Source organism: Arthrobacter sp. BF1, from assembly GCF_056680215.1.
The window spans coordinates 2,730,782-2,749,505 of record NZ_CM155271.1; the positions used below are offsets into that span (position 1 = coordinate 2,730,782).

At 58.6% G+C, this 18,724-nt stretch carries 16 protein-coding genes; 7 read left to right on the top strand and 9 right to left on the bottom strand.

Translation table 11 applies throughout. From position 1 onward, the window contains the following. Window positions 1–139: 139 nt before the first annotated feature. The 5 genes from AC1MCD_RS12825 to AC1MCD_RS12845 all read right to left on the bottom strand — a co-directional run bounded on the left by AC1MCD_RS12825 (window position 140) and on the right by AC1MCD_RS12845 (window position 5,988). Complete coding sequence (locus AC1MCD_RS12825) at window positions 140–1,081, bottom strand: type II secretion system F family protein (protein WP_498672475.1); 942 nt, start codon at window positions 1,079–1,081, stop codon at window positions 140–142. Beyond that, on the bottom strand, window positions 1,078–1,932 hold the full coding sequence (locus tag AC1MCD_RS12830) for a type II secretion system F family protein (RefSeq protein ID WP_498672477.1): 855 nt from the start codon (window positions 1,930–1,932) through the stop codon (window positions 1,078–1,080). The genes AC1MCD_RS12825 and AC1MCD_RS12830 overlap by 4 nt, the downstream gene beginning before the upstream one ends. Further along, complete coding sequence (locus AC1MCD_RS12835) at window positions 1,932–3,155, bottom strand: TadA family conjugal transfer-associated ATPase (RefSeq protein ID WP_498672479.1); 1,224 nt, start codon at window positions 3,153–3,155, stop codon at window positions 1,932–1,934. Before AC1MCD_RS12835 ends, AC1MCD_RS12830 begins: the two co-directional genes overlap by 1 nt. Before the next feature lie 220 nt (window positions 3,156–3,375). Then, window positions 3,376–4,635: an acyltransferase family protein gene (locus AC1MCD_RS12840; RefSeq protein WP_498672481.1), complete on the bottom strand. Its 1,260-nt coding sequence runs from the start codon at window positions 4,633–4,635 to the stop codon at window positions 3,376–3,378. A 54-nt stretch (window positions 4,636–4,689) separates the two neighbouring features. Then, entirely contained in the window at window positions 4,690–5,988 is a 1,299-nt protein-coding gene (locus AC1MCD_RS12845; protein WP_498672483.1) for a hypothetical protein, read from the bottom strand. 803 nt (window positions 5,989–6,791) lie between these two features. Here AC1MCD_RS12845 and AC1MCD_RS12850 point away from each other — a divergent pair. Then, the gene (locus AC1MCD_RS12850) at window positions 6,792–8,849 is read left to right on the top strand and encodes a lysozyme (protein ID WP_498672485.1); all 2,058 of its coding nucleotides are present in this window, start codon (window positions 6,792–6,794) and stop codon (window positions 8,847–8,849) included. Between the two features lie 62 nt (window positions 8,850–8,911). Here the strand turns inward: AC1MCD_RS12850 and rfbA are convergent, their stop codons facing one another. Next, window positions 8,912–9,778 (bottom strand): glucose-1-phosphate thymidylyltransferase RfbA, encoded by an 867-nt coding sequence (rfbA, locus tag AC1MCD_RS12855; RefSeq protein WP_498672488.1) that lies wholly within the window; start codon window positions 9,776–9,778, stop codon window positions 8,912–8,914. 55 nt (window positions 9,779–9,833) lie between these two features. Between rfbA and rfbB the strand changes: the two genes are divergently transcribed. Genes rfbB through AC1MCD_RS12875 form a run of 4 tightly spaced genes read left to right on the top strand, consistent with a single transcriptional unit; the run spans window position 9,834 to window position 14,302 of the window. Continuing rightward, window positions 9,834–10,832 carry a dTDP-glucose 4,6-dehydratase gene (rfbB, locus tag AC1MCD_RS12860; RefSeq protein ID WP_498672490.1) on the top strand — a complete coding sequence of 333 codons (999 nt, stop codon included), beginning with the start codon at window positions 9,834–9,836 and terminating at the stop codon, window positions 10,830–10,832. A 4-nt stretch (window positions 10,833–10,836) separates the two neighbouring features. Beyond that, a complete protein-coding gene (locus AC1MCD_RS12865; RefSeq protein WP_498672492.1) occupies window positions 10,837–12,294 on the top strand; it encodes a sugar nucleotide-binding protein in 1,458 nt (485 codons plus the stop codon). Next, window positions 12,291–13,271: a UDP-glucose 4-epimerase GalE gene (gene galE, locus AC1MCD_RS12870; RefSeq protein WP_498672495.1), complete on the top strand. Its 981-nt coding sequence runs from the start codon at window positions 12,291–12,293 to the stop codon at window positions 13,269–13,271. Before AC1MCD_RS12865 ends, galE begins: the two co-directional genes overlap by 4 nt. After that, entirely contained in the window at window positions 13,271–14,302 is a 1,032-nt protein-coding gene (locus AC1MCD_RS12875; protein ID WP_498672497.1) for a glycosyltransferase family protein, read from the top strand. Before galE ends, AC1MCD_RS12875 begins: the two co-directional genes overlap by 1 nt. Here the strand turns inward: AC1MCD_RS12875 and AC1MCD_RS12880 are convergent. From AC1MCD_RS12880 to AC1MCD_RS12890, 3 genes are all read right to left on the bottom strand, one after another. Further along, window positions 14,286–15,341, bottom strand: a complete 1,056-nt coding sequence (locus tag AC1MCD_RS12880; RefSeq protein WP_498672498.1) for a glycosyltransferase — start codon at window positions 15,339–15,341, stop codon at window positions 14,286–14,288. The two genes, AC1MCD_RS12875 and AC1MCD_RS12880, sit on opposite strands and share 17 nt — an antisense overlap. 99 nt (window positions 15,342–15,440) lie before the next feature. Then, the gene (locus AC1MCD_RS12885; protein ID WP_498672499.1) at window positions 15,441–16,349 is read right to left on the bottom strand and encodes a glycosyltransferase; all 909 of its coding nucleotides are present in this window, start codon (window positions 16,347–16,349) and stop codon (window positions 15,441–15,443) included. Window positions 16,350–16,364: 15 nt separating this feature from the next. Continuing rightward, window positions 16,365–17,273, bottom strand: a complete 909-nt coding sequence (locus AC1MCD_RS12890; RefSeq protein ID WP_498672501.1) for a glycosyltransferase — start codon at window positions 17,271–17,273, stop codon at window positions 16,365–16,367. Between the two features lie 317 nt (window positions 17,274–17,590). Here AC1MCD_RS12890 and AC1MCD_RS12895 point away from each other — a divergent pair, with 317 nt between their 5' ends. Both AC1MCD_RS12895 and AC1MCD_RS12900 read left to right on the top strand, forming a co-directional pair. Next, window positions 17,591–18,328 carry a glycosyltransferase family 2 protein gene (locus tag AC1MCD_RS12895; RefSeq protein ID WP_498672503.1) on the top strand — a complete coding sequence of 246 codons (738 nt, stop codon included), beginning with the start codon at window positions 17,591–17,593 and terminating at the stop codon, window positions 18,326–18,328. After that, entirely contained in the window at window positions 18,325–18,720 is a 396-nt protein-coding gene (locus AC1MCD_RS12900; RefSeq protein ID WP_498672505.1) for a DUF2304 domain-containing protein, read from the top strand. Before AC1MCD_RS12895 ends, AC1MCD_RS12900 begins: the two co-directional genes overlap by 4 nt. Window positions 18,721–18,724 lie beyond the last annotated feature (4 nt).

The window sequence follows — 18,724 nt, forward strand, 5'->3', positions numbered from 1 at the left end:
GCCGGCCAGCAAGGTAAGGAACAGCACGCTGCTTGAGATTCCCAGTTTTTTCATTTCCATTCCATTCCATTCAGTAAGTGGTACGGCTGTCGAGAGGGTAGACGTCGTTGGGTATCTGACGGTTGAGTGACGGTCATGACTACAGTCCAAGGCTGATGGCAGCAATGCCGGGGAACACGGCGAACACAACCGTTAACGGAAGGACACCGAAGACGAGGGGCACCATCATGGCGATTTCTTTCTTGCCCGCCGACTCCATCAGGTCCCGTTTTGCCGTGTCGCGGACATCCTGCGCCTGTGCCCTCAGGACGTCGGCAAGGGGTGTTCCGCGCTCGACTGCGACGATGATGCCGTCCACAAATCGGACCAGCGGGCCAAGGTCTGTTCGGGCGGAAAACTCCTGCAGCGCTTCCACCAAGGGTTTCCCTGCCCTGGTTTCAGCGAGGATTTTGGAAAATTCCTTGGCCAGTTCCCCATGCGCACTGCGGCACACCCGGTCCAGTGCTCCGGTAGCGCTCTCGCCGGCGCCGACGGCCAACGCCATCAGTTCCGCCAGGCTGGGAAACTCAGCCATCATCCTGGTCTCACGCTTGCTGATCTGGACGCCCAGCCAGAAGTCACGGAAGAGGAATCCGCCGAGTGCGCTTCCCAGCACGGCAACCACCGCGAGGAACGGAGTGAAGCGGCCGGCCACGGCGTACAGAACCACCAGTGCCAGCGCAGTAACAAATCCGGCGGCTGCCCAGAGCAACTGCTCAGCCCGGAAATCCACGGGTGATTTGTTGATGCCCGCCTGCGCCAGCCGGCGGGTCGGCGCCTTCGAACCAAGATTCAGCCGGCCGAGGGCTGCGAGTCCGTCGTGAAGAAGGGGCCGCATTATCCGTTCCAACGGACCGAAGGGCGTGGCGTTATGTCCGCTGGCGCGCAGCAGCCGGGATTCCAGGTTCTGCGACTTCAGCTGCGGCTCAATGCGTTCGACGAAGGTGAGTGGGCGCATGAAGGGCAACCTGACGAACAAGATCCACAGACCGACGCCGAGGACGATGCCGCAAACAATAGCGGCTGCCGAGATGCCACTCATCGCAGCACCCGTTGATCTTGGGGCAGAGCGCCGATCCGCAGCATGATTGAGTAGCAGATGAGAGAGACCACCAGACCGCCCAGGAGGACCCCTGCGCCCATCGGCGTGTTGTAAGCGTTCACAGCCTCGGGGCGGGTGGCCAGCAGGAGCATCACAATCCAGGGCGCAGCAACTGCCAGCCGGGCGGCGTTGACGGTCCAGGACTGCCGGGCTTCCAGTTCGCTGCGCGTGCGGGCGTTCTCGCGCAGGAATTCGGCCAAAGTGCCTAGGAGCTTGCCTAGGTCTGAACCGCCCACCTCGCGGGTCAGCCTGAGTGCTTCGATGATTCGGTCCGCCACGGGATCGGCAAGACGATCTTTGAGCTTGTTAAGCGACGGATCGAACTGTCCACCGGCGCGGTAATCGGCGCCGAAGTCGCGGAATACGTGCCGGAGTTCCTCGGGCCCCTTTTGCCCCAGCTGGATGAGAGCCTCCGGCAGGGAAAGTCCGGCGCGGATGGCGGACCGTAAATGGTCGACGACGTCCGGCCAGAGCTGGCGCAACACAGCACTCCTTTTAGTGGCCCGCCAGCGAACAATGCTGACGGGAAGCCAGCCGCCGAACAGCCCGAAGCAGACGGACATGGGCCAAGACCCGGAGATGACAAAGAAGACCAATGCAACAAATACGCCCAGACCCAGGCAGGAGGCGACGAGGCCGGCGGCCGTGACTTTCTCGATGCCGGCGGCGGCCAGGACGTCCTCGATGCGACTGACCCTGGGGCGACGCTTCACCGCCGCCGGCTTCTCCCAGAACGACCACCAGATAAGGAACAAACCAATTCCGGCAAGTACCCCGAACAGCGGCGCCATCAGCGCGGCTCCAGCAACGCCGCGACGTCGTACCCTGCTCGGGCAAACTTCTCAGCCGCCGGCATGGAGTTTGCCCGGGGCTGCAGTTGACCGTCCGCCATCGCGAAAACCATTGACGATTCGATGATGCCGTTCTCCACCCGCCGGCCCAAGGAAAGGATCTCGGTGACTTGCCGGCGTCCATTGGCGTGCCGGCTGCAGTGGACCACCAAGTCGATGCAGGACGCCACCGTAGGGACAACGAACGCTGAAGAGATGTTTTCGCCTGCCAGCAAAGGCAGAGTGCAGATCTTGGTCACTGCGTCGTGAGCCGAATTTGCGTGGACGGTGCACATTCCTGGCAAGCCGCTATTTAAAGCAATAAGCATGTCAAGGCTTTCGGCTTCACGGACCTCACCGACCACCAGGCGGTCCGGACGCATCCGTAGCGCTTCCTTAACGAGCCTGCGCAGCGGAATCTCGCCCTCGCCCTCAAGGTTGGGCTGCCGGCATTGCAGTCCCACCACGTCCCGGAGCGGAAACTGTAGTTCGAAGATCTCCTCAACAGTAATAACGCGCTCGCGGCTGCCGATGCTTGCGGCCAGGCAGTTGAGCATGGTGGTCTTACCGGCCTGCGTGGCACCCGAGACGAGGATGTTCAGTCCACTGGATACAGCGGCACCGAGGAATCGGGCGGACTGCGGCGTCAAAGTGCCCAACTCGACCAGGTGTTCCAGCCTGCTGGCCTTCACCACAAACTTGCGGATGTTCACTGCCCAGTGGCGTCGGGTGACGTCCGGGATGACCACGTGGAGTCTGGAGCCATCGGGGAGGGCGGCATCCACGAACGGTGACGACATATCGAGGCGCCGGCCAGAACTCTTCAGCATGCGCTCCACAAGGTCGCGCACCTGCTGGTCCGTGAGGCTCAGCGACGTCAGCTCTGACTCGCCGTTCCGCGCCACATAGATTTCGTTGGGCGCATTGATCCAGACCTCCTCGATCGAGGGGTCGTCCAGCAGCGGCTGGAGTACGCCAAAGCCGGCTACGGCGTCGAAAACAAACCTGCGTGCGGTCTCAAGCGGCCCAATCGGCGGCAGCGGTCCCATGAGGGCCCGCTCGTCATAGTCGCTGACGGCCGCCTCCACCAGGCGGCGGACCTCGCCGGCCTGACGCAGCGGATCCAGGCCCCGACGGCGGATCAGCTCGCGGACTTCGTCTTCCACGATGCGCACGGCATCCATAAGTTCCCCAATACAACTGCCGCCCCCGGTGGAGGCAGTTCAACTGGGTACAGCCTAGGGAGCTTAGGGCATGCCGCCAAGTCAAATGTGGAGCGTTGTGGATAACAAGGGGGCAAACATATGGATGGCAGACATGATGACAAGAGTGACGGCTCCCCTACGAGCGGGTATTTTCGCTATCGCTGCCCTTGCAAAGGCGCGCACACGGCATCGTCGTGAATCAGGAAACCGTCGAAACGCGACGTTCTTGACGCACCCTATCGGACACCAGGATGGGAGACATTTTCCTCATCATGGCCGGGCGCTCGACCACATAATAAGTAAGGGCAGACAGCGGCAGAACAATTCCGAGGACGAGAACAATATTAAAGAGAAACGCCACCGCAGAATCTCCAACGGTCAGTTTGTGCGTCATAAGCCAAAAAATCACCGGGAGGTGCCACAGGTAGATGCTGTAGCTGATGGTGCCCGTAAAACGTATCGGATGCCACTCCAATACCAAAGCGAGCCTGTTGGCGCCTCCATCACGTGATGACGGAAGCACGACAGCGAGCAGAATGAGAGCGGAAGCTACGCCGGTCAGGTGTGACAGGTAAGGCATCGTCCCCACCATTCCGACGGAAACTGCGACAATCGCTAGAACTACTAGACCCAACTTGGGCCACGGCGTGATGCGCTTAACTCCGCGCTCGTTCAGGAAGACGACTACTAGGGCCGCCGCGATTCCGTAGGCGAAAAGGTCAGCCTGTCCCAAGAAACTTCTCAGCAGAACTGCAGAACCTGTTTGACCAAAGGAAAAATCAACACGAGCGGCATACGGCAAGTGATCCGATGCCGCCTTGCCCCAGGTAGTTACTCCCAGTCCCACCGCCACCAAGGCCGCCGGTATCACTGCAAGAGCCAATGCCGTGTTCATTCCCCGCCGCACCAGCCACGCCGATAGCAGCGCCATTAAAGGTACAGCTACGTAAAACGAAATTTCGGCCGTGAGTGACCACGCCACAGGGAGTCCACTCATAACAAACTGTGGAATAAACATTTGCACAAGAAACGCATTGGCTAGGAACTTTATCGGCTCCGTAAGGCGCCCGATGTTATCGGGACCAAAACCATGAGTGCTTCCTTTGATATATACGGAGCCCATAACAAAGGTGGCTGCCGCGAAAATGACCAAGTAGACGGGATAAATCCTAAGAAGCCGATTGGCCGCATATCGTGGAATCGAAGGAAAAACTTTACGGCTCACGATGCACGCCGCAAAGGGCCGAAACAACAGAAACCCCGACAACACAAAGAAAAGCGGAAGCCCTTGGCCCAGGAGTGGGAGTACGACCTTACCCAAGGGTCCCGAGTGGACTTGGTCGGATGTCATAAGGCCCACGTGATAAGCCAACACCGAGATGGCTGCTGCTGCGCGTAAACCCTCGATGCCTGCTAGCCGACGGCCCCAAGAAGGAAGCGGTTCGATGTTCTTAGGCACAATGACTCCTCGAGGCAGAACGGACGATGTTGACAATACTTAGTTACGTGACCTTCATGGTCGCAGGTCGTCGCAGCGGACCTGTACCTTCCACGTCCCGGGCGCGGTTCCGACGGCCAATTCGCCCAGCGCCGGGTCAGCGACGCAGGCATCCCTAGCTGCCGCAATGCCATTTGCCCAGACCGGTCCATCCTGACGAAACGCCGCCGACGGAAAGAAATAAATGCATTGTAGAACCAGGAAAACAGTCAAAACGCTAGAGAATGCAGTTTTGGAAACTTTTTCCAGACTGAGCGCCAACAATGGAAGCAGAGCAATCAAAAACATTGACGGTACTGTGCTGTATCTTCCTAAGAGAAAAGTCGACCACTCGGTTGCATCAAAGGTGGAGTAGTCGAAGTGATAAGAAAAATTTAGAATAGTCGCCGCCGACCAAACTCCGACAGAGGCAGCCACAAACAAGACTGCCAGTGCACGGACCTGCCCTGTACCCTTTAGTAGAAGGTATAGAAAGACCAGGAAGAATGGTAAGGCGGCCAAAATGATGGGAAGCATTCCAAAGTTCAAAATGGTGAGTAGGATCTGATTCGACGTACCGAATACAACAGCCGAGGAGCTGTTCAAGAACCACCCCTCAGCTACCGACAGGAGATCGGCAGGCTGGAACGGCGCGGAACGAGGGAAGGAAAGGGTTGCCGTGATCTGGCACGTTATGCCCGCAAGCAACCCGAGCCGAGCTGGAAGGAATGCCTTATCCTTGAGCCGGTATAGAAAAAGCGGAACGAACATTAGAGTCAGGATCTCAGTTAGGGAAGCCAGTGCCGCCGCGCCAAACAGCAGGGCACCTTCAGCCTTCGTTTGCGCAGGTTTAATTAGAAGCCATGGCACCAGCCATAAGAGATACCAATGGAAGTTGGCGAAGTTGCCTTGTGTTTCGAGCGCCCCAGGAGCCACAAGAATAGTAATCGACGCCCAAGCAAGACGGACGAGGTTATTCGCGGTAAGTGCTCGGGAGCAATTAAAGACCAGGACTGCGATGAGGGACATCAGGAGAGACGTCACCAACGAAATCACCACTGCGTAATCGTCGATTGAAAAAAACCGAACCACAAATTTTGTTGCAGCCCTTGGGACTACATGAAGGTAACCTTGGTAGGGCGCAAATATATCCAATAATCCGCGGCGACTCAGCGCGTCCTGAAGGAAGATTGAACCATCTTCCGCCCATACCGTCCCCCGCACAGCAGGGCTGAGCCGGCTAAGCGCGATAAAGGTTCCTGCCAGGACCGCACCAAGAGTTACAAGGACTCTCCAGCCGATATTCTTCCAAGCTAAATCGCCGTCGCTTTTCATCGTCCCTCATTGACCACTGATGCGACGCATACGTCGAGATTGGTTTTAACGGCCTTCACTGCAGACCTTGGCGCTGCTTGCGCCGCATAGATGTTATCTCATTAGCGTTCCCATACGAAAATGAGCTTGCGTCGATACGCGGGGCACCCGTGGCGATAGCGATCCTGACTGCAAGGCGCGGCATAGACCTAGCTAGCTGTCTGCTTCTACTTGGACCACAGATGTCACAACAGCCTCATTCCACACAACCTCATCACTAGCCACTCCCGTTTCTCCAGTGCTATGGTGATCGCGATATTTGTCAGAAATCTCCCGTCCGGCGTCTCCTGGGAGAAACGCCGGTACGGCAACCCCGATGAGCTTTCACGAGCGTGTCATTGTCTCCGGAGCCAATAATGAAGCGGAACCCGTCTCAGTCCCGTAGTCCCGTCATGCAGTTCTTATGGTCAGCAGTCGTGGCTGCCGCGCTCATATGTGGCCCCGGACTGGCGAGCGCCGCGTTCGCCGCTGACACGAGTCCCACACCAGCGCCGTCCTCAACATCGGCGCCGACGACGCCCCCCTCGCCTCCACCTGCCGCCGGAGCGCCCCCTCCTGCAGCTGCTCCTGTAGCCTCTGCCCCACCTCCATCGGCGGCGCCCCCGCGTGCGCCGATACCTTCCGTCACGGATGAATCCATGGCGCAAGTCATCGGCGCCGCCGGAGCAGAGATGGGCCAGCGGTCGAAACGAGTGACCGCCTCGTCGCCGTCAGCCTCAATACAGAAATTGCAGACGGAGTCTGTCAGCACCGAGGGCACTTGGATGCCAACGTTTGGTGTCCAGGGACTCGACGTCAGCGGCCACCAGCCGAGCGTTGACTGGCAGCAGCAGTGGAATATGGGCGCCAGGTTCGCCTACGTGAAGGCCTCCGAAGGCAACTACTTCACCAACGACCAGTTCAACTCGCAGTACCAAGGATCACGCAACGTAGGAATGATCCGGGGCGCCTATCACTTTGCCATTCCAAACTGGTCTTCGGGTGCCGACCAGGCGCGGTACTTTGTTGCAAACGGTGGCGGATGGTCCGCTGACGGATACACCATGCCGCCGGTCCTTGACTTTGAGTTCAATCCGTACGAAGGCCGAACCATCAACGGTTTCTATTTCGGCAACACCTGCTACGGCATGTCCCCAGCACAGCTCGGATCCTGGGTCCGCGACTTCGGCAACACCATGCTGTCGCTGACCGGCCGTCTGCCCGTTATCTACACCAACACCGGTTGGTGGAACCAGTGCCTTGGCAACCCTCCTGGCTTCGGCGACTACCCGCTGTGGGTTGCGGCGTACCCTGGCTCCCCGACTAACGACGCAGGCGCAGTTCCCACTGGGAGCTGGAGCACTTACAGCGTCTGGCAATACAGCAGTACGGGACCCCTCGCCGGCGATTCGAATGTGTGGAACGGGGACTACGCATCTCTCCAGCGTTTCGCTGGAGCTAAGCTGCCAACTGGCAGCTTTGACGAGCTCTCCGTCATCCGCAACGGCACCGATGTCTCGCTCCGAGCTGGGGGATGGTCTGTTGACCTGGCCAACACGCCAGCGGCGAATGAGACCCATGTCTATGTGAAGCGGCCAGATGGAACCAGAACCGGCTATCCCTGGACGGCCAACAAATCCAGGCCGGACGTCGATCAAGCGTTTGGATTTGGTTCCTCGCATGGATTTGACGGCCAAGTCACGATCACGGCGTCCGGGACGTACGAAGTGTGCGCCTATTCGATTGGAGGCTTCGGCAACACCCCGCTCGGATGCAAAAGCATCACGGCTGCGGGCGTAGAGGCGCCTACAGGTTCCTTCGACAGCATGGGCCAGGTCCGTACGTCAACCAAGGTGACGTTACAGCTCAAAGGCTGGGCTGTGGATTTAGCAAACCCTAGTGCTTCTACGTTTGCGGACACTTACATCACGGCGCCTGACGGGTCCACGACGGGGTACCGCGAGACCGCCAACACGTCCCGGCCTGATGTGCAATCGGTCACTGGGTGGGGCACGAACCACGGGTTCGACCGTCAGATTCCCGTTACATCGCCTGGCGCCTACAAGGCATGCACCTTTGCGATTGGTCAAAACTCCAACCGACCACTGGGCTGCAAGACCGTTCTTGTCGACGCAAGCCCAGCACCCATCGGCAGCTACGACGGAATCAAACTGACCGCGGCTCCCACCGCGGCCAGCGTACAAGTCCAAGGCTGGGCCCTCGATCCCACCCAGCCAGCGACGAGCGTCCCTATAAGTGTCACCGTTTCCTACAAAGACGACCGCGGGGTTGTGGGTTCGGGGACAGTGTTCACCGCAGGTCTGAAAAGGCCTGATGTTAACGCTGCTTTGAACACAGTCGGCGACCACGGGTTCCAAGGTTCCGTTCCCATCAAGGCTGCAGGCACGTATAGCGTGTGCGTCCAGGCACTCGGGGTAGAGCCAATATCGGCTGGCCCGACTCTGCTCGGCTGCAAGGACGTATCCGCCCCGGCGACTCCACCGACGATGGGCGTCTTGGACGGTGCGTCGGTGCAAGTCGCTAGCGGCGCAGCTTCCATCCAGACCACGGGCTGGACCTTGGACCCTTCATTTCCCGCCACGTCCAATCCAGTTCACGTGTATGTGACGTACCCGGACGGCAGCACGAAGGGGTTCCCCTTTACGGCAAACCTGTCGCGTCCGGACGTCAAATCCGCACTCAACACCGTAGGGGATCATGGTTACACCACCTCCATACCTGTGAGTGCACGGGGGCAATACACTGTTTGCACTTATGGTGTGGCCGTCTCTGTTCTCAGCTCGAACAACTCCCAGTTGGGCTGCCGGACGCTGAGCTACTAACAGAAGGAGGTGGGGGACGAAGCCACTCGGCATCGTCCCCCACCTCGTGTCAGGCTTGAGCGTTACTGTTCGTTAAGGAGCTCCAGGAGATAAGTTCCGTAGCCGCTCTTGACCAGCGGCTCCGCTCGCGTGCGGAGCTCATCGTCGCTGAGGAAGCCGAGCCTCCAGGCAATCTCTTCCGGGGCTCCAATTTTTAGCCCTTGTCGGTTCTCGACAGTCCGGATGAAGTTGGACGCATCATTTAGATCGTTGAAAGTTCCAGTGTCCAACCAGGCTGTCCCCCGGGGCAGGATTTCCACCTGGAGTTTGCCCCGCTCCAGGTAGATGCGGTTGACGTCCGTTATTTCGAGTTCGCCACGGGGGGACGGTTCGAGACCTTTAGCAATGTCCACGACGCTGTTGTCGTAGAAATAGAGCCCGGGTACCGCATAATGGCTCTTGGGCTTAAGGGGTTTCTCCTCCAGAGACAAAGCCCTCCCACTTTCGTCAAACTCGACAACGCCGTAGGCGGCAGGGTCCTTCACCCAATATCCGAAGACGGCCCCACCATCTATGTCCTTGAAGCGGCGGAGCTGGGTGCCCATGCCTTGCCCATAGAAGATGTTGTCGCCCAGCACGAGCGCCACGCTGTCATCACCGATATGCTCCTCGCCCAATATGAAGGCTTGCGCTAGTCCGTCAGGAGACGGCTGCTGCTTGTAAGTGATCGACACGCCAAAACGGGAACCATCACCCAAGAGTCGCTCGAACTGCTCGGCATCATGCGGAGTGGTGATGATAAGGATGTCCCGGATGCCAGCCAGGATCAGCGTGGATAGCGGATAATAAATCATGGGCTTGTCGTAGACAGGAACCAGTTGTTTGCTGACGCCCAGGGTAATGGGGTGAAGCCGAGAGCCGGTACCGCCGGCAAGTATTATTCCGCGCATGCCCCCATCTTTCCCTTCGCTAATGGCCGCGGCAAATCCGGTAGTCTTGGGAACTATGCAGCGACTTCTTGTTACCGGTGGTGCCGGGTTCATTGGTTCAAATTTTGTCCATTACGTTCTTGAGAACACTGGCGATCACGTCACTGTTTTGGACAAGCTCACCTATGCAGGCAACCTCGAGTCCCTGGCGGGGCTCCCGGAGGGGCGCTTCACGTTCGTTGAGGGAGACATCGCCGACGCCGGCCTGGTGGACGGCCTTGTCGCCGGCGCCGATGTGGTGGTGCACTACGCCGCGGAGTCGCATAACGATAATTCACTGCATGACCCGCGCCCGTTCCTGGACACCAACATCGTGGGCACCTTCACGCTGATCGAGGCGGCCCGGAAGCATAACAAGCGCTTCCACCACATTTCCACTGACGAGGTCTATGGGGATCTGGCGCTTGATGACGCGGAGCGGTTCACGGAAGAGACCCCGTACAACCCGTCCAGCCCGTATTCCTCTACGAAGGCCGGCTCTGACCTGTTGGTCCGGGCCTGGGTGCGTTCCTTCGGGCTGCAGGCGACGATCAGTAACTGCTCGAACAACTACGGCCCGTACCAGCACGTGGAGAAGTTCATCCCGCGCCAGATCACCAACGTGATCGACGGGGTCCGGCCCAAGCTTTATGGTAAGGGCGAGAACGTCCGGGACTGGATCCACGCGAATGACCATTCCTCGGCCGTGCTGGCCATCATCGCCGAGGGCCGGATCGGCGAGACGTACCTGATCGGCGCCGACGGGGAGAAGAACAACAAAGACGTCGTCGAATTGATTCTCAAGCACATGGGCGAGGCCCCGGACGCCTATGACCACGTCGTGGACCGTGCGGGCCATGACCTGCGCTACGCCATCGACTCCAGCAAGCTCCGGAGCGAACTGGGCTGGGAACCGCAGTTCTCCAACTTCGACGCCGGCATCGAGGACACGATTACCTGGTATCGGGACAACGAAGACTGGTGGCGGCCGCAAAAGGAACAGACCGAAGCCAAGTACAAGGAACAGGGCCAATAGCGCGATGGCCATCGAGTTCTCAAAAAAGCTCGCCGTCCGCGAAACGCCCATCCCCGGCGTCGTTCTCTATGATCTGCCGGTGCACGGTGACAACCGTGGTTGGTTCAAGGAAAACTGGCAGCGGGAGAAAATGGTGGCTTTGGGGCTGCCGGATTTCCGGCCCGTGCAGAACAACATCTCGTTCAACGAAAAGGCGGGGACAACGCGCGGTATCCACGCGGAGCCGTGGGACAAGTTCATTTCGGTGGCCACCGGCCGTATTTTCGGTGCCTGGGTGGATTTGCGGGAGGGCCCCTCGTTCGGCGCCGTTTTTACCGCCGTGCTCGATCCGAGCCAGGCAATCTTCATCCCCCGCGGCGTCGGCAACGCCTTCCAGACGCTCGAGGACAACACCGCCTACACGTACCTGGTCAACGACCACTGGTCCGCCGATGCCCAGGGCCGATACACCTTCCTGAACCTTGCCGACGAAACGGCGGCCCTCCAGTGGCCCATCCCGCTCGACCAGGCCGAACTCTCCGACAAGGACAAGGCCCACCCCCGCCTTCAGGACGTCACGCCAATGCCGCCGAGGAAGATTCTCGTCCTGGGTGCCAACGGCCAGCTCGGCAAAGCGCTTCGGGACCTCTACGACGGCGACACATCAGTTGAGTTCGCCACGCGGGGACAGATTGACCTGACGGAAGCGGACTTCCTGGCCAAGGTCAACTGGAAAAACTATTCCACGATCATCAATGCGGCTGCTTTCACCGCGGTCGACACCGCGGAAACCCCGGAAGGCCGCGCTGCGGCGTGGAATGTCAACGTCACCGCCGTGGCGCGACTCGCCCGGATCGCCCTCGAACATGACCTGATCCTCGTTCAGGTCTCCTCCGATTACGTTTTTGACGGAACGGCAAAGACCCACGGCGAGGACGAGCCGCCGACGCCGCTGGGCGTTTACGGCCAGACCAAAGCGGCCGGTGACGCCGCGGTCAGTGTCGTTCCGAAACACTACATTGTGCGCACCAGCTGGGTCATCGGAGAGGGCAACAACTTCGTTCGGACCATGTCATCGTTGGCTGCCCGCGGGATCAGCCCATCCGTCGTCGACGACCAGTTCGGCCGGCTCAGTTTCACCACAGACATCGCCGCAGGAATCCGACACCTGCTGACCACCGGAGCCGACTACGGCGTCTACAACATCACCAACGACGGTCCGGAACAGTCATGGGCAGACATCGCCGCTGACGTCTACGAACTCCTCGGAGCGTCACGGGAATCCGTAACCGGCGTCAGCACTGACGAGTACTTCGCAGGAAAGGCCGCCGCGCCCCGCCCACTCAACAGCACATTGGACCTGCGCAAAATCACCGATACGGGTTATGTAACTCAGGAAGTTACTCCACGACTTGCTGACTACGTGCGCCAACTGTCTTCGGATGCCGCCAATCAGCAAATTAACGGAAGGTGCAGCCAATGAGCATTTTGGTTACCGGCGGCGCGGGTTACATCGGCGCGCACGTGGTTAGTTTACTCGCACAGCGCAACGAGGATGTTGTTGTCGTGGACAACCTGTCCACGGGCCGTGCTGACCGGATTGGCACGGCCTCGCTGGTCGAATTAGATCTCGCAGCGCCTGATGCCCGGCAGCGACTCGCACGAGTCATGCGCGAGCGGAACGTGGAAGCTGTCATACACGTTGCCGCGCTCAAACAGGTCGGCGAGTCAATGGCCAATCCCCTGCTTTACTACCGAGAGAATGTCGGCGGCATGACCGCCGTCTTATCCGCCATGGAGGACTGCGGCGTCAAACGCTTCGTCTTCTCGTCTTCCGCCGCCACGTACGGCATGCCCGAGGTAGAAACAGTCACGGAGGACACACCCACCCACCCCATCAGCCCCTACGGGGAGAGTAAGCTCATTGGGGAGTGGATGACCGCTGCGTCCGCAGCTGCGTGGGGACTCCGCCACGTAAACCTGCGATACTTCAACGTTGCCGGCGCCGAATCCGCTGCATTGGCTGACCCCGCCGCCCTGAACCTGATCCCGATCGTGATTAACAGAGTTCTCGATGGGCAACCTCCGGTCGTTTACGGCAGCGACTACGCGACTCCGGACGGTACTTGCATCCGTGACTACGTACATATCGCCGATCTGGCTGACGCGCACTTGGCCGCCTTGGCCTCAACTGCCGGCACCGGCCCCCTGGAAGCGGTACTGAATGTCGGGACGGGGCGGGGCGCCTCAGTCCGTGAGGTTCTCAGCGTTCTTGGCGATGTTTCCGGTCACAGTTTCGAGCCAGTTTTCGCTCCCCGACGTGCAGGCGATCCTCCCAAGTTGATTGCCGATGTCGCCAGGATAGAGTCAGCGCTGGGATGGACCGCCCGTCGGTCACTGACTGAAATTGTCGACTCGGCGTGGCAGGCTGAGGTTGCTAAGCGGGGTGCTCTCGCCTAGTGATTACCGTCGCCACCTATGGGAGGAACGGCAGCAGTGCCAGGGTTCGGATGCACGATTGGCTGGACTATCTGGGAATCGCGGCAACCCAGGAGTACGCCTATCTAGGCAAGGCGGAAAACAGCTTCAGCACGCTCTCCAGGCACGTCCCCCAGGTGGTAGCGGCGGAGCGATCCCTGCGGACCTTAGCTCAGGCAGGCACAACGGAAACACTCCTGATGAGTCGGGAGGCATCCCCGCTTAGCAACGGCCGCTTGGAAAGCCGGCTACTTCGCTCCGCCCAGTTCTCCGTCTACGACTTTGACGATGCGATCTTCCACAACGGCGCACCCTTCCCGTACAGCCTGTACCCCAAGGGAAAACTCTGGCATCGTTCAGTCCAGGCAGCTACACAAATCATTGCGGGCAACGATTATCTGGCCGAGGAGGCCGCCAAGCTCAGCCATCAGGTGACGATGATCCCGAGCTGCGTTAATCCTGGTGACTACCGGCTGAAGTCCAACTACGAACTGCCTGAAGTACCAACACTGGTCTGGCTGGGGTCACCCTCGACGGAACCTTTTCTTGAGATCCTCACTGAACCGCTCCTGCGGATCAACGCCGAGATACCCATACGCCTGCGCGTAATATCAAGTGGACACCGGAGTTTGGGTTCTTTGGACCAGATCGTTGACCGGACGCAGTGGGACGCCGAGAGTTTCGCCAACCAGTTGGCAGACGCCGACATCGGCATAATGCCGTTGCCTGATACCCCATTTACCCGTGGAAAGTGCGCCTATAAACTCCTTCAATACTCCGCGGCAGGGCTTCCTGTTGTTGGCAGCCCCGTTGGCACCAACAAAAAGGTCCTCGACGAATTGGGGGGCGCACCTGCCCTTGGCGCTAAGGATTGGGAAGACGCCATCCGGGACTTGCTGGCAAGTTCCTCCCGTGCCCGCTCGGTACTCGGGGTGACTGGACGTAGCGCTATAGAGAGCGGCTATAGCTTTAAAGCATGGGCACCCACTTGGAAGGCTATTGTCCGTCCTTAGCCGACATGACATACGTTGTCCGTCTTCCCAGCGAGGCGGCAGCATCGCCCAGAACATATTCAAGGGCTGCGCGCACCGTGATCTCTCCGGAGCGCCAGCCTTCGAGAACAGACCAGTAGGTGCGCCTACGGTGACGGCCCGAGCCGAAGATATGGACGGCGTCCGCAATGTCGCCGTGCAGATCGCGAGTCCGCTCCCTCAACTGGTCCGCCATTACTTCACGCCAGCCGGCACCCACATCATAAACGGTTCGTAGGACGTCGGCCGGCGAAGTCGATCCCCGGCGTTTCTTCGCAAGGGAGATCAGGTTTCGATAACTCCGCAAGGGACTGAATCCGCTTTGAGCCTCGCCCAAAACGTTTTCCCCGTGTTGCACATAATCTTGGAGAATTTCGTCGAGAACCAAACATTTGCCCTGCGACGATGCGCAGACTGCAATCCAGTGATCGTGGACCTCCGATGGGGAGTCATATCTGGGAAAGGGTAGAGCCACGTCCAGGACGTCTCGACGGAAGACCATGGCTCCCCCGGTGTACTGGTTCTCAACGAAGTAACTTTGCGGTTTCACGTTGCGGCGTTGCGTCCGTTCGGACAGTACCTGGCCACTTGGGTGCTCCACTACCCTCGCTTGGCTTGACACTAGCGGATAGTCCGAAAGTAGCGGGACCAGCCTCTCAATCTTATTGGGATACCAGTAGTCATCCTGATCACTTAGCGCAACCCATTGTGCTGCCGATGGGACGCTTTTTAGAACACGTTCAAAATTTCCGTAGAAGCCTAGTCTTTCCTCAAATCCCAGCACCTTGAACCGAGGGTCATTACCAACAATCCCCTCCAGCTCCCGCTTGAGCGCCTGCGCATCTCCATCGGCGGAGATAAGGCAGTGGAAGTTCTTGTAGGTCTGGCCCTTTATTGACTCGATCTGCCGGCGGAAGAGATCACTGTTCGGACGATACGCTGCCATTGCAACGACCCCGTAGGCTTCGCCTCCATCAGCGCCGGTTGGGGCGGGCAGATCCGGATGTTGAACATCTGACATAAATCAGTCCTATTATCACTAGTGGAAAGCTGACGCGTGGCCCATCCCGAAGCACCTACGATGCGTCCATAGTGCTCGTGGACATGTTCCGCTGCAGTTCTAGTTCGCCTGCGTGTACCGGTCCTCGAATCGCCCCGCTCGTCGACGCAGACCATCCTTGATACCTGCGGTCATCATTCCCACAACGGACCGTTTATCTTCCGACAGCACCAAGCGAATTGACTGATTGAGGATGTCGTGGAACGTCTTCCGAAGGAACCACGTTGGGCGCTTTGCCCCGTAGTCTTGGGCAAGAAAGCAGCTATTCCGAGTGATGTAATAAATACGTTTCGGTGAATGATAGGTATAGGAAATCTCCCGCCCGAACAACCGGCCAGTCCTTTTTTCACCCAAATTATGGAGGAGGTTGCAGCGCTCACCCATTATGGTCGTATAGCCATTCAGCCTGAGATTTAAAGCGAATTCTGAATCCACGTTATCAATGAAGTACGCCTCATTGAGACAAATACCCGACTCGAAAACGCTCGAGGGGATCAACATTCCCGACTGCCAGGGATCGAACGGGACCTCGAAGCGACCCCCGGCAGTTCCGTCCTTAAGCGCAGGAACGCCATTGAACGACTCGGCGGAAACCAGCCCGACATTTAGGTCCGCCGCCCGGGCGGCTTCGTAGGTCGCGACTGCCCTCAGAACGTAATCGATGTCAAGGGACGAATCTTGATCCATCGTCAGGATGAAGTCCGGACTCGCCAGTTCAAGTGCTCGACGAACACCCGCGTTCAGCGCTGCGGCAATACCGGAATTCTTCGGCTGGTGGAGGACGGGAGACCCCAGCGCGGAAACCGCCTCAAATGTCGCCTCATGCATTTCACTCGAACCGTCGTTGACGACAATGACTTCATCGACTTGGGTCTGGAGGTCCGCAACCCGCGTCATGAAGTCCGCATCCGGATTGAACGCTGCGACAACCGCAATCACCACGCGCGGCGTGCCGGATGTGTCTCTCAAGTAGTGACCTATCCCCTACATCACGGCCGATGACTTGGTGTCATCGGCCAGGCTTCCAGGCATATCGGCTCTCGGCGCTGAAAATATGCCCTGCCAAAGGCCAGCCGCCGAACATCTCAGCCACTGTCTCTTGTCTTCTGCCGCTTTCAACTGCTTCAGGGACAACACCATCATGGCCAGCACCACTGCGGTGGGACGGTGGAGGATCGTGGGTTGGCTCTGACTGAGTTTGCTCAGCCAGATGGAATTTCGAATGAGATAAAAAAGTCGGCCTCCGAGGTCAGCACGATTGTTCTTCTCGGGGTGCTTGATTTTGCTCAACGGCACACATAAACCCCAGGATTGGCTGGCAAGGCGTCGGGTGTACTCGACGTCGTCCAGCCAGATGAAGAAATCGCTGTAAGGCAATGGCTGACTTGCTGCCAGCTTAAGATCGATTAGCACGCCCACGAAGCTGGCACTTGATACAGCTATGGCACTGTGCTGCACCGCTTGCAGTTGCGACCGTGTGTCGTTGGAAACATCCAAGGCATGGTCGCGGCTCGCGGTGCCCTCGTCATTGACGACGAGTGATGTCACGAACGCCGGCCTGGGCTGGGCAGTATCCATTGTGCTGCACAGGTATCCAACGGCGTCATGGTGCGGTTCCGCGTCGTCGTCCATCAGCCAAGCGGCGTCGTGGCCGTTCGCAATGGCCAGGTCCACGCCCAGGGCGAATCCCCCAGCGCCGCCCAGGTTCTTCCCCGTTTCGTGCAGCGTAAAGCTCGGATAGTTGGCTTTGATAAACTCGGCACTTCCGTCGGTCGACCCATTTTCGACGACAATGATTTCGTCGAGTTTGCGCGTCTGCTGGCTGAGGGCGAGCAGGCACTTCTTGAGATATTCAACACGATTGAATGAAACAACTACTGCGGCTACCGACAAAATTCTTCCTGACCTACAAGAACGGGGTTCGTCCAATCATAGCTGAGCAGGCGAATCGCCCGCTCTACGGATTCTCCGGCATCCGCGTGGCGCGCTCTGCCTGGTCACCGATGCTCTGACTCTGTCCGCCAAAACTCGATGCGAACTTCTACGGGCCCACGCGCATCGGTGTGGCCCACGGCAGCCGGGCCAGCGATACCCAAACCACGGCATTAGACCTGTAGCCGTCTCTGAAGACACCAGGATCAACGGCGGGTTGGCGGGGCTCGGGCTGAAGTCTCACCCGGTCTGAAATCGTTGTTGGTACCATTGACAGTGTGCCTACACAAGAAGCCCACCCTCTCGTCATTATCCCCGCGTGGAACGAGGAAACTGTCATTCGTTCCACAATTCAGGAGGTTCAGGAGCATGCTCCGGAGTGCGACGTGTTGGTCGTGAGCGACGGCTCCACAGACAGAACGGCCGAGGTAGCCGCCGAAGCCGGGGCGCAGGTCTTAGTACTTCCATTCAACCTCGGCGTCGGGGGGGCTATGCGGGCAGGCTTTAAGTTCGCCCACCGCATGAACTACACGCGAGTCATCCAAGTGGATGCCGATGGCCAGCATGATCCGAAAGACATAACGCACGTCCTAGAAGGGCTCCAACACGCCGATATCTGCATCGGTGCAAGGTTTGCCGAGCGCGGAGCCTATCAAGTCTCCGGTCCGAGGAAGTGGTCGATGCAGTTCTTGGCCGCCGTCGTTTCCAGAGTGGCGAGAACCAAATTGACCGACGTGACCAGCGGGTTCCGCGCAGCAAATGCGAAAGCAATATCCCAATATCTGGATCATTATCCCGCCGAATATTTGGGCGATACCATAGATTCACTTGTAGTTGCCGCACGCTCCGGATGCAAGGTAACTCAGGTTCCGGTTGAAATGCGTGTGCGCCAAGGTGGTACCCCGAGTCACAATCCCCTTAAATCAAGCATCTACCTGGCCAGGTCCGTTCTAGCCTTATTCTTGGCTCTCACCCGCAAGCGATCAGGATTAATTGTGGAAGTTGGTGCTCAATGATTGGGAGCGCTATCACTTTTTGCGTTGCGGTCTTGACGGTGGGGCTGGTTATCGGGCTTGTTCGCCAAAGACGGCTTCGTGAAAAATATGCCGTGCTGTGGATCTTTTTGGGCATATTGACGATCATCTTGACGGGTTTCCCGCAAATTCTAGTGTGGACTAGCCAACAATTTGGGGTCGTCGTGCCAGCGAACCTCATTTTTTCGATGGCTCTGGTTCTTCTGGTCGGAGTGACTCTGCATCTGTCGTGGGAGTTGTCCACAGTTGAGGATGAGACGCGAACGTTGGCCGAAGAAACGGCAATTCTTCGTGCCACTACGGAAAAAATGCAGTCTGATATTGATGAGATGAGTCGCCGACTTTTAGACGGCCGGAAGAACTCTCAGGTCTAAGCAT